The sequence below is a fragment of the Cohnella phaseoli genome (assembly GCF_003386235.1).
In the GTDB taxonomy this organism is placed as follows: Bacteria; Bacillota; Bacilli; order Paenibacillales; family Paenibacillaceae; genus Cohnella; species Cohnella phaseoli.
Window position 1 is genome coordinate 17,580 of sequence record NZ_QRDZ01000016.1, and the last position, 12,241, is coordinate 29,820.

The 12,241-nt window shown below is 50.9% G+C and carries 7 protein-coding genes; all 7 read right to left on the minus strand.

Features of this window, described 5'->3' with window-relative positions; genetic code table 11:
• Positions 1-26: 26 nt before the first annotated feature.
• The 7 genes from DFP98_RS19700 to DFP98_RS19730 all read right to left on the minus strand — a co-directional run bounded on the left by DFP98_RS19700 (position 27) and on the right by DFP98_RS19730 (position 12,229).
• Positions 27-4,031: a right-handed parallel beta-helix repeat-containing protein gene (locus DFP98_RS19700; protein WP_116062324.1), complete on the minus strand. Its 4,005-nt coding sequence runs from the start codon at positions 4,029-4,031 to the stop codon at positions 27-29.
• Between the two features lie 103 nt (positions 4,032-4,134).
• Positions 4,135-5,751, minus strand: coding sequence for an extracellular solute-binding protein (locus DFP98_RS19705; RefSeq protein ID WP_116062325.1), 1,617 nt, complete (start codon positions 5,749-5,751; stop codon positions 4,135-4,137).
• A gap of 59 nt (positions 5,752-5,810) precedes the next feature.
• Positions 5,811-6,686 carry a carbohydrate ABC transporter permease gene (locus DFP98_RS19710; protein ID WP_116062326.1) on the minus strand — a complete coding sequence of 292 codons (876 nt, stop codon included), beginning with the start codon at positions 6,684-6,686 and terminating at the stop codon, positions 5,811-5,813.
• A 36-nt stretch (positions 6,687-6,722) separates the two neighbouring features.
• Positions 6,723-8,609, minus strand: coding sequence for a hypothetical protein (locus DFP98_RS19715; RefSeq protein WP_116062327.1), 1,887 nt, complete (start codon positions 8,607-8,609; stop codon positions 6,723-6,725).
• Positions 8,610-8,647: 38 nt separating this feature from the next.
• Positions 8,648-9,547, minus strand: a complete 900-nt coding sequence (locus DFP98_RS19720) for an ABC transporter permease (RefSeq protein ID WP_246016604.1) — start codon at positions 9,545-9,547, stop codon at positions 8,648-8,650.
• Between the two features lie 139 nt (positions 9,548-9,686).
• On the minus strand, positions 9,687-10,460 hold the full coding sequence (locus tag DFP98_RS19725; RefSeq protein ID WP_116062328.1) for a response regulator transcription factor: 774 nt from the start codon (positions 10,458-10,460) through the stop codon (positions 9,687-9,689).
• Positions 10,457-12,229 carry a sensor histidine kinase gene (locus tag DFP98_RS19730; RefSeq protein WP_116062329.1) on the minus strand — a complete coding sequence of 591 codons (1,773 nt, stop codon included), beginning with the start codon at positions 12,227-12,229 and terminating at the stop codon, positions 10,457-10,459. Before DFP98_RS19730 ends, DFP98_RS19725 begins: the two co-directional genes overlap by 4 nt.
• Positions 12,230-12,241 lie beyond the last annotated feature (12 nt).

Consider the following 12,241-nt stretch of genomic DNA (forward strand, 5'->3'; position numbering starts at 1 on the left):
TTCCTCCTGATTTTTCCGCTAATAAGCTATAATCCATAAACGGATACATCGTCGAAAGTTGCCGTTGCATTGTACGCATCCAGCGCAATTTTCCCGGAGGAGAACGACGCATCCGTTGCCGTTAACACCTGGTCGCCGTTCAAATAAACGACGATTGTCGCACCCTCCGCCAAAATACGCAGCCGATATTCGGACTGAAGGCTAACATTGTAGGATTTGCTCGCGAGCGATGTCTGTACGCCGCCCACGATCTTTTTCAGTTCCACGACGCCAAGGTCGCTCAACGACACAAAATATTTGTTCTGGTCGTCCGTGTAGCGAAACGCCACATTAGCGAAGCCGCCTGACGAAGCAGCGGACAGCATTGTCACCTTCGCCCGTATTTCGGCATCGGCCCACGAACCCGAGACGTTATGCGCCGAACCGCCGCTACTGACTTGGTACTCCTTCGTTCTGTCCTCTACAACACTCCAAGTGCCGCTTGATACCGTCCACTGAGAGCTCCCGTTCTCAAAGTCGTCGCTGAAGAGCGCGATATGCGACAACGATTCCAGCTTCTGTACGGCGACCTCGTCGATGTAAATAGCGGCATTCGTCGATTGAAACGCGACTTTTCCGTCGGCCATGTCGGAATCGGTCACGGCAAGTTCCTTCCTGCCATCGATATAGAGATCGATCCGGTCCGACGAAGCGAATACTTTTACCTGATAAGACCTCCCTATCGCGATTCCATAAGGCTTACTTGCCAATACGGTTTTCGTACCGGCAACATGCTTGGACATTTCAATGTAGCCCTGACTGCTCAATTCGGCCGTATAGGCGTTGTTCGCATCCGTATATCGGAATTGCATTTGCGCAGAACCGCCCCCGCCGTCCGTACCGGCAATAGTCATATTGGCCTGCGCTACATAGTCCGCCCACTCTGCACTCCCTGTAAAGATGCGTGCATTCGTATTTCCGGAGTTGCGCAACTGACGAGATTGCTCTGTTGTACCGACGGACCAAGTCCCGCTTTCCACATTGAAACGAGAGGTGCTGCCATCTTCAAAATTGTCGTACAAAAGCACGTCCTGCTGATCCACCCAACTGTTCGCTTTCGTGAACAATGCAACATTGTCGAAATCGGCTGCGGTTTCCCACGAATCGATACCTACTTTTCCCGATGGAAGAATAGAGAAGGAATCATAGGCTATCGCCTCTTTGCGGCCATTGACGTATACGCCTATCGCCAAATCGCCCCGCCAAGCATCGCGATAAACTTCCGCCTTTAACTCGTAAACGGAGTTCGCCGCGACGGGGAAATATTTGCTGAACAGCGTCGTCTTGCTTCCATTTTTGGCTTTCTCGATCAACAGTTGGTTTCCGCTATATAAGGACACGATATAACGATCGCCGTTGTCCTGATAGTTGAGGTTGAACCCGACCGAACCGCCGGTTGCAGCGTTAAACGAGGTCGGTTTAATCGCAGCCTCCACGATGTAATCTTCCCACTTTCCGGATCCGATGAGCGCAGAGGTCCAATTGGAACTCGATTGTCGGAAAACTTGGGTATCGCCGCTCGCAATGCTCCAGTTCCCGTTGCCCACAATCGTAAAGGCTTCGCTCCCGCCGTTCTCAAAGTCAATTCGCTGCCGCTGTTCCAGGATAGGGCTAACCAGCTTCATCTTCGCAGCCGGATGAGCCTGCGGTGTCGGAATAACCCAATCTGTGTACGTCACGATGGGATCCCAAGCGGTCGTATCGCCAAAATTATTGCCATTTCGGTTGACGATGAAATGCAGTCGATCTCCTTTGGCCACACTTAAAGATTGGTCCGGGAAATCCGCGGGTGTACTACTCGTCACCGTCTGCCAACCGCTTGTCGGCCATACCTGCGAAGATTCGTGCATCATCTTCACAAGGACGCCGTCCTCGCTGTTAGAAGCCGCTATTCTCCCGTTGGCTGTGACGATTATCGTTCCGGCAAAAGGAGCCGTCCAGGTACGGACCGCATCCCGAGCGTCCGGACTCTGTTCGTATTTCCCAACCGTCAGGAAGGTCGTGCCGTCCCTCCACATATTCCAAGGGTTATAATACGCAGTCAAATTAGAGTAAGTCGTACCCTCCCAGTACTGATAGCTCCACACAGGCCCTTGCCGAATCGCTCCAAAATCCTGACTGGCCTGGTATACACGGAGCGGCTCAAATCCTGGAACGCCGCTTGTCACATCGTCCGACGCGTAGAAAGTACTTACGTTGCCGTTGCGATCCTCTGCCTCTACTTTATAATAGTAGTGCGTAGAAGGCAGCAGTTCCTCCGTATCCGAGAAGGAAGTCGTGGACGATTCTCCTACCATATTGCGATAAGCCGGCGTGAAATTGGGATCCGTTGAACGGTATATATTGTAGTGCGCAATGCCGCTCCCCGAATCCGAAGCCTGAGACCAGGACAAATCTATCGAACGACCGTCAACGCTTGCCGAAGCCGATAGACTTGAAGGTCCCCCCGGCGCCGTAACATCCAGAGGAAGAAGCTGCGACTGCACATCGAATCCCGTCGCGCTTTGCCAAGATGCCAGAGTGCTATAGATCGTTGTCACATCCGGTTCCGGTGCGACGTCAACAACGGTAGCCTTGAACTGTTGGCCGGAAGCGCTAAAAATTTGTTGAGAGTCGATCGATTCCATCATGGCATTGGATTTAAAGAAATAGGCTGCCGTATCGGTTACGCCGTTCTGCAAAACGATGCGATTGCGGTGGATGCGGTTTCCGCTCCAATCCCCGGAGGTTTCCTGCGTAGTACTGATAGCGGAGGTATGGGGCTGATCCACAATGATTAAGTTATCCGACATCTCCAGATTAACCAAACCTTGAAGCGGCGACGTCGTTGACCGGAATGCAGTCAGGCCGATCTGCCCGTTTCCTAGATTTTTAATCGCCTTATTGCCTTCGATTCGATTGTTGATGATCTTGGCATTGATATTGGACATGGTAGAAATGCCGTTGCCCTCGTTATTGTGAACATAGTTGTACTGCGCAGTGACGTATTCGTTTGACCAGTCGATATTGACGCCTGTGGCGTCAGCCCCCGTATTGCTATCCGACATGTTGTAGACTTCGTTAAACTTCATTTCAATGTAGGAGGACTGAATCGGCCATATTCCCCCCGGTGTAGTCCATGCGCCAGTTCCCGAGTACTTGCCGCCGTCATGAATTAGATTCCACTTCATTGAGCTGTGATTGGCGTTGTTCATCATTACCGGAGTAAGTCCGATGTTGTACACATAGTTGTTGTGGATTTTGACATTCCGGTAAATGGCCGAAGAGGACATCGCGCCACCGCCGCCCAATTTCCAGGTATCCGTGCGGATACCGAATTTGCCAACGTCATGAATCGTGTTATTGGCAATCGTAAGATCGTTCGACATCTCTCTATCGATGTTTTCTTTGTTTCCGTATGCGAGTACGACGATCCCGTCCACCAGGCTGTCTACCGTCGAACCGTAAATCAGATTGTCATCGATAGTAATGCCCGAATACGCCGTCTCGCCGCGCGACTCGTCGAATTCGATCGCGATTCCCGCCCCTTGCAGACCGCCGCCCGTCAGGCTGCTGGGAGCGTCGACTTCGATTTCCAATCCTCGTATCGCCCAGTGGCTTTCATTTCTCAACAGTACGGTCGGTACCCCTTCGGTCAGATGCCGAATTTTGGGCCTGCCCGTACCGTAAGAAGTCAACACGATCGGCTGGCCCGACTGGCCCGATCCGCGGAGAGTCAATTCCTCGTCATTCCAGACGTCTCCGCCCAGCAGAAGAATCTCGTCCCCGGGCATAAAGGTGACGGACGATACTTTGGACAACGTCTTCCATGGCGAGCTCGAGCTTAGGCCGGAATTATCGTCGTCCCCCGTGGACGAACTGACATAGTACGTCTGCCCCCCGGATGCAGCAACCGATGGAACGGCGCCCGGAAAATTTGCAGTTACAAGCCATAACGCCAACATGCAGCCCATCATTCGGACAAACGATTCCTTGATAAAGCGAACGCTCATGAGTGGCACCCCGCTATTCTTTTGATGAATGGCTCATACAGGAAAAAAACACACGGACAAGTCTAGACAAATTGCCTTCGCTTGCCCGTGTGTTTGAATCAGATTAGGACCGGTTTTCCGCTTTGGCCTGCTTGTCCGTTTCATCCCAATATTTCTGCCCTAGCTTTAACCAGCCTTCCACGAACTTGTCCCATTCCTTATCGAAATCGCCTTTGAACGAGATCAAATTCGTCGTTTCCTGTACCGTGTAATCCCACAGCTTCCCGCGAACGGACGGGTCGACAACATCGGCGGGCAAGTACAAGAACGCGAGCGGATCGATTTTCGCGTTCGCCATGGAATCGGCGCTGGCCGCAATCGCCTCTTCCCGGTTAGGCGTATCGTCCGGAATGAAATCGAGATCCCACTTGACAAGCGTCTTCAGGTTCACGGCCGGATCAAGTTCGCCGATTGTTTTCGTTTTTCCATTTTCGTTTTTCTCCGTAATCAGGCTTGTATACTTGTCGCCATCTTTGCTGTAATGCACCCCTTCGATACCCCATTGCATTAATTCGCTGCCCTCATCGGAGAGCAAATAATCGAACAGCCGGAAAGCCGTGTCCCGTTTCTCCTCGCTTACAGACGCGCTAACGGATGCCCCTCCCCAAAAATTATTAAAGCCGTCGACGCGTTTGCTGCCATTTATTCCGACCAATACGGGGATAACATCGAACATGGTTTTAGGGTCCTTGTCCGGATAAGCCTGCTGGAAACGATCGTAGTGGCCATTGTAAAAATCAGGCGTCGCGTTGTCGAGTAGGATGCCCGCTTTACCGGAGACGAATTTCTGGTAAGCCTGCTGTCCGTTATTAACCATGAATTCCGGGTCGATGATTTTGTCCTTGTAGAGCTGGTTCAGAAATTGCAAAGCTTGCTTGCCGTCATCCGTAATGATTTCCGGCGTCCATTTACCGTCGATGAGACGGAACCGATCCGCGCTGGCGTTAAAAGCGTTGACTAAAATATAGAATCCGCCTAATCCCGGCCCGGCGGCCGTTATTCCGTAGGTATCCGGTTTGCCGTTCTGATCCGGGTCCCCTTTGGCGAAGGCCTCGACGACTGCTCGGAATTCCTCTATCGTTGTCGGCATGGACAGACCCAGGTTCGTCAGCCAATCTTTGCGAATATAGAAAGCATGCTGGTTAGCCGTCGTAATATCCTTATTGTGATTGATGGCCGGAACCGAATAGTTCTTGCCGAGCTCGCCCTTCTTCAATAGTTCGAAGCGCTGCAAATGTCGTTCCACGTTCGGATAAGAGGAAGCATAGTCGCTAATCGGGAGCAGCAATCCCTGCTGGATCCACTTATGATAGATATCCCGCATATCCACGCCTTCGTGGAAAAAGATATCCGGTATTTGACCCGAAGCGATCAGAACGTTCAGCTTATCTTTATAGGTGTCATAAGGAGCGCTGGTCCATTTCAGGGTGATGTTTAATTTGTCCTGCAGAGCTTTGGTAATTAAAGAATCTGCCGGCGGTTCCTTGCCGAACATAAAGCTGAATACCGTCAGCTCTACAGGCTTGGACGGCGCCGCCGATTGCTCCGGGCTGTTGCTGCTGCTCGGACTGACAGACGGTTGGGCGGCTTGATTGTTTTCTGCGCAGGCCGATAATAGCGCGATCAATAACGAAGCGACCAGCATAATTTTTAACATTCCGAATTGCGTTCTCTTTAACATGAAGTATTGCCCTCCTCTTTTTGTATATCAGGTGAAGACAGACTTACCATTACGCTTTTCTAGCTTTTGACAGCGCCGATCATCACCCCCTTGACGAAATACTTTTGGATGAACGGATACACCAGCATAATCGGCAAGATGGAGATCATGATGACGGACATCTTGATCGTCTCGCTCAGCAAAGCCGTCTTGTTGTGGACGGAAGCCTGATTCCCGATATCCGTATTGCTTTGCACGATGATATCGCGAAGGATCAGCGAAAGCGGCCACTTCTCCCGGGAATTGAGAAAGAGCATGGCGTTGAACCACTCATTCCAGGCTGCGACGGAGATAAACAGACAGATGGTCGCTACGATCGGCAACGATACCGGTAAAATAATTTGCAGATAGATGCGAAAATAACCGGCGCCGTCCATTAAAGCCGACTCTTCGATTTCGGCAGGCAAGCCTTGAAAATACGTTTTGATGACAATCAGGTTAAACGTATTGATGGCGGCCGGCAAAATCAGCACCAGCCAACTGTCGATGAGGCCGAGGCTTTTGATCAACAGGTAGTAGGGAATCAAGCCTCCGTTAAAGAACATTGTAAAAAGGATAAACATCAGGACGGCGTTTCGCCCTGGCAAATCTTTTTTGGTCAAAGCGTAAGCTGCGATGGAGGTGATCGCGAATTGGTAGATCGTTACACCTACAGTCACGCCTAGCGATACAGTCAACCCTTTCAACAACGAATCCGAGCTGAATACGTATTTGTAACCCTCCCAACTGATTTCGGTTGGAAACAGTACGATCGGCGAATGGACGGCGATCTCATAGGGGGTAAGAGAGATGGTAAGCACGTTCCAAAACGGATATAAGGTGACAAAGGAAAAGAGGATCAAGAATGCCAAGTTCAGATAATCGAACAACCGGGATGAATTACTCCGCTTCGTCATGCGCGCCCTACCGCCTTATGCTCAGTTTTTGTTGCTTCACGATCGCTGCACAAAGTCCCTCATCATCATGATTGTCCGCCCGTTCGCGCTTGCGTTCGGCAGCCACGGCACAAAGTAAGGATCGTTATCCGCATAGCGCTCGCACATGTAATACTCGGGCGTCATGGAGTAGGTCAACTGGGCTTGCAGCAATCGTTCGGCCTTGTCCCTCTCTCCTCTCTCCAGCCAGGCATAGAACCAGGGGATATCCGGCCCGGACGTATACCAGGTATGTCCCGCCCAATAATCGGCATTGTGCCCTTGCTCAATGAGACCGTCGCTCATCAGGCCCATCAAGCCTTTAGTGCCGTATCCTCGATTACGGTAATAATTTTCAACCCGCTCAAAGGCTTGGCTATCCGGTTGAATCACCCCCGCCCTGATCAGGCTGATGGCGCTGTCGCCTATAGGACCGATCGGCGGATCGAGCGGTGGTTGCCCTGCCTGATTGCTGATCAGAACCTCATTGCCCTTCACGTTGGTCAGCAATTGCTGCTCAAGAATGGAGCGCATGCAGGCCATATAATCCTCATAGGCATCCCTTACCTCGTCAGCCCGCGGATCGCCATAATGCGCCAAAACCTCCGCAAGCCAGAATATCCCGATCAAGTTGTGAGCGTCGGTAAAGCACCAGCTCTGATATTCTCCTTGCCAGTCGTGCGCCTTCATCGGAGGGAAAATACCATGTCCCGCATACTGACCCTGCTTCGTCGCCGACCGCTGCCGCTCAATCCAGTCAAAACCTAGCAGCAGGTATGTCCTGTATTTTTCGAATACTGCCTTATCCTGCCTGAACAACACATGACGGGATGCTCCCCAGATCGCCCCGGCCGTATTGCATGCCCACTTCTCCCCGTTCATATTAAGCACAAGTCCCACATCGGCTCCCGTTTTCACCTGAAGCACCTCGAAAAAGGTGTCGTAGGCCCTCTCTGTGTATTCATGGAAGTTCCCTATCCGATCAAGCGCGATTAGAAACTCTAGCGCCTCAACCGGCCAGATGGCGCGCTGCAGTCCGCCTTGTCGCGGCAGGACGTAGTCCTTGCCTACCGGATAAGAAAACATCTGCAGCAGTTGCGACACAAAATTGCGTTCGATTTCGGCGAAATACGAAGGATAATCCGGGCAAGGTTGAATTCTGGACAACTTTTCTTCCCAGTAACGTACCGCTTTCTCACGTTCGTCCTCGTATTGAAACCGCTCCGTAGCCCCCCGGCGGAAAGCTAACGAGAAGGTGCGGGATTGACCGGCCGGAAGCTTGAAGCGCAGCTTCAACAGGTGCCGCTGGCTCCACTTCAGGCCTTCACCGTCTTCCACCCAGGAGGCATCGGCATAATCCTGTTGGATTCTTAGCTCATAGGCTCCATCCTCCATCACTCCATCGCGATAACGCCATCCTGAACGGATAAACCCCCAATTGTGCACATTCGGATTAAAATGGCAGTAGCCGTCCCATTCCATTCCCGTCAGCAGCTCTTCTTTGCCGGAGCGCGCCATCACGCACAACGTATCGCTAATATCCACGGCATGCGGGTTGGACACCGTAATTCGGGTATACGCCGTCGGTACGCGGTCGGTGGAGCAGAAGCTTTCCATGCTCAACGCATAGTTCTTCCCGTCATACCGAACTTCATGAATCGGAATGCCGTCCGGCCTGCTGTGGTACACAATCTCTTCGAAGGGAATTTCCTCCGCCGCTTCGCCAAACAGAAGACGGAATGCTGCAGAACGGTGGTTGCGATCCTCGACCACATCGCCGATCATCACCTTGCAATCCGGCCACATCGTGACCAGACATTCCGCCAACGGCGGATGCAGATACCGCTTGGCCGTAAACGGCCGCTGCCAGACGGCTTCTCTTCCCGGAAATAATGCGTTCGCCATTCTTATCTCTCCTTAAGACATCCAAGTTGTTGTCGCTTTCAAAATAAACCGCTGCCGGTCAGACGCTTCATGATCTTGTGAACGCTGAACAACAACACAAAATTGATTAAACTTAGGAACAATCCCAATGCTGCGCCTTCGCTAATTTGCCCGCCGGCCAAGCCGATTCGATACACATAGGTTTGGATGATATCTCCGACGTCGTATACGGTCGGATTGTACAGGTTGAATACTTGGTCGAACCCTCCATCCATCAATCCTCCTACAGCCAAAATGAAGAGAATGGAGATTGTCGGAACCAAAGAGGGCAGCGTGATATAAATCATTTGCTTCCATCGATTGGCGCCGTCCACGATGGCCGCCTCATACATTTCGGGCGATATGGAAGCCAAAGCCGCCAAATAAATGATCGTCCCCCACCCCGCTTCTTTCCAGATCGTCGACAAAACCAGCAAAGGGCGAAAATAGTTGCTGTCCATGAGAACGTAGATTTTCTCGCCGCCCATTCTTTCAATTAACAGGTTGACCAATCCGCCGTCGGAAAGAAGCGAAAAAAGGATGCCCGACAAAATAACCCAAGAAAAGAAGTGCGGCAAATAGATGATGGTTTGGATCGTCCGTTTGATTTTTTCCATACGCACTTCGTTAAGCAGCAGCGCCAGAATAATCGGAGCCGGAAACGCGAACACAAGCCGCTGCAGACTGATGATGACCGTATTGCGAAAAACCTCCCAAAACTTGTCGTCTGTCAAAAACATTTCGAAATGCTTGAATCCGACCCACGGACTCCCGGTAATGCCCTTCGTAATCCAAAAGTCTTTGAAAGCTACGATTACGCCATACATAGGGGCGTATTGAAATACCGCATAAGAAGCCAACGCCGAAAGCAGCATCAAATACAGTATCCTGTACTTCCGAATCAATTTTATGGTCGCCACGATAGCCTCCAGCCTCTTTGTCCTTTTATTCAATTGTATAAGGGGCTCCGGGCCGGGACTATGTGTTTTGATTGTCTATTAAGCGTGGTTATATTGGGTTTTTTCTAGATTTCATGACACAAAAAATCCTGACGCGAGGTCAGGAATGTCTTTGTTGTTTTCGGTAAGCCGCAGGGGTTTGCTGTTTGTATTTTTTAAACATCTTATTAAAGTGGATATGATCCTCGTATCCTACCTTGTCGCTGATTTCCTCTATGGAGAACCTTTCGTCCCTGAGCAGTCGCTCCGCTTGGTTCAGCCGATAATTCACCAGATAATCCGTAAAAGAAACGCCGACCTCCTGCTTAAATAATTGGCTAAGATAACTGGAATTCATGCGGTACTGCGCCGCAAAGTCCGAAATCAGCAGCTTCTGGCCGTAACGCCCTTCAATTTCAAGCACGATGTTTCGAATAACGGCATTTTGCGGCATTTTGACCGGCTGTCCGGAGGATTCGCCCTCCTGAGCTTTCGATTGCTGGGCAGCACTTTCGTTGTTCTTGAGTTGATCCGCCGCTGCGGTCAAGGCATCCAGCAGATTGGTTCGATCGACAGGTTTCTTGATATAGTCCAAAGCGCCCAATCGTATGGCCTCTCGGGCGTATGCAAAATCGGTAAACGCGGATATGAAAATGACGATATGACGGTTAGGATATTTCCGTTTTATCCGCTTCATTAGCTCAAGCCCACTGTCCCCAGGCATGCAAATGTCGCAAATAATAATGTCCGGCTTCAGCAGGTCGATCCGGATTTCCGCTTCTCTGTAATCTCTGGCTTCCCCCACTACCGTAAAGCCGCATTTTTCCCAATCGATCAAATGTCGCAAATCTTTAAGAATCCAAGGTTCGTCGTCTACCAGCATCACTTTAATCATCGAATATCCCCTTTCCCTGCGAACGGGATGATTACGCTAACTGAAGTGCCGCTCCGTTCCCAGCTCTTGATCCGAATGCCGTATTCATTGCCGTAATACATCTTCAAGCGTTTTTGGATATTGAGAAGCCCGATGCTCTGTCTGGTCCCCTGTTCAATGGAATTGGAAGCAACCAGTTGCAGACGTGCGTTGAGGCGCTCGACGGATTCCGCATCCATCCCGCTTCCGATGTTCAGTATTCGAACAACCAGGTTGCCGCGTTCCACCTTTGCCGTGATTTTCAGAACGCCTCGCGCTCTACTGCCGTTCATGCCATGCAACACGGCATTCTCGACAATGGGCTGAAGAAGCAGCTTAAGAACCGGATGCTCAAGCAAGCTTTCCTCTGCGCCCAGCATCCATCTGAACCGGTTGCCGTATCTCATATTCTGAATTTGCATGTAGGAATCAACATGATTCCACTCCTCGCGAAGCGTGGCGTACTCTCCGTCATGCACTCCGTAACGCAGGTATTTGACCAAGTGATCCACCGTATGGTTGATCTCCTCCACCGAATGGGACAGCGCCATTCCCCGAATACCTTGCAGCGTATTGTAAAGAAAGTGAGAGTTGATCTGACCCTGCAATCCGGTCAGTTGGAGCTGCTTTTTCTCCAATTCCGTCTCGTACAGCTGCTTCTGGGTCGACACCATCCCGCGCGTAAGCACATCGATTTCCGATACCATGTGGTTAAAGGCATCTGCGATGCCCGTAAATTCGTTGGGCGATGTGAAGCGAACCTTGGTCTTAAAATCGCCGGCAGCCGCTTTGGCAATCGCTCGGGTCAGTTTTCGAATGGGGTTGGTGATATACAGGTTGAAGTAGGAAGCGAACGCCAGCATGAATACGAGCATGATCACCACAATAATGGAGATCAGATATTTAAAAGCCCGGCCCTCCCAGAACAATTCATTCTCCGGTATAGCGGCCACCAGCTTCCACTCCGCTTTATTGACCGGGCTGCTCCTGACGAAGTGCGAAATGCCGGAAATCGACTTGAAATCGCCGTCGGTTAGAAAAAACTCATCCGCAAGCGAACTGCCCACGACACGGTCTTCCGTAGACGCAACGACCCGGTTCCCGCTGTCCACAATGTAAAATTTCCACTTCTTGTTCAGGTTGCTTTCCGTCAACATCGACTGCAGTCGGTTACGATCCAGAATCACCAGACCAAGACCGATCGGCTCCAGGAAATGGGATTCTGTAATCGACTTGATAAATCGGTAGGCGGCAATATAATAATCGGGCAATCGAAGCTCTCCCCCCGAGGCATAGAAAAACAAACCTTCCGCCGAGTCGGAGGCAGGCGGGCGGAGCAGCTTCCAGGGATCTTCCTCCAGCGCAACGGAGGAACTAGTGTAAACGCTTCCATCAAAGTGGATAAAATAGATTCCTTTTACCGATTTATTCATATCCCGATAGGTGTCCAAATAGGATTTAATCTGATAGTACTGCGTCCAGCCCATCTCTTCCCGCTGAACTAGCGTCTGTACGCTTTTGTCGTAGAAAATCGTTTGCGTATAGACGTCCATATCGTCAAAATAATCCTCGATTCGGCCGTTGATCTGGCTGAATAACACATCGACGGTCTGCGATACACTCTCTTTCATGATTCTGTCGTTAACCGACGCAGCAATCCCCCCGACCAATAGAATCGGGAGGAGAACCATAATCACATTGCTGATGACTAATCGAATGCTCAGGCTATACTGTCTCCGTCCGCTGCTCATAGTTGATCATCC

Coding starts and splice junctions, on each gene's coding strand:
- DFP98_RS19700 (WP_116062324.1), bottom strand. CDS start 4,031: ATGAGCGTTCGCTTTATCAAGGAATCGTTTGTCCGAATGATGGGCTGC.
- DFP98_RS19705 (WP_116062325.1), bottom strand. CDS start 5,751: ATGTTAAAGAGAACGCAATTCGGAATGTTAAAAATTATGCTGGTCGCT.
- DFP98_RS19710 (WP_116062326.1), bottom strand. CDS start 6,686: ATGACGAAGCGGAGTAATTCATCCCGGTTGTTCGATTATCTGAACTTG.
- DFP98_RS19715 (WP_116062327.1), bottom strand. CDS start 8,609: ATGGCGAACGCATTATTTCCGGGAAGAGAAGCCGTCTGGCAGCGGCCG.
- DFP98_RS19725 (WP_116062328.1), bottom strand. CDS start 10,460: ATGATTAAAGTGATGCTGGTAGACGACGAACCTTGGATTCTTAAAGAT.
- DFP98_RS19730 (WP_116062329.1), bottom strand. CDS start 12,229: ATGAGCAGCGGACGGAGACAGTATAGCCTGAGCATTCGATTAGTCATC.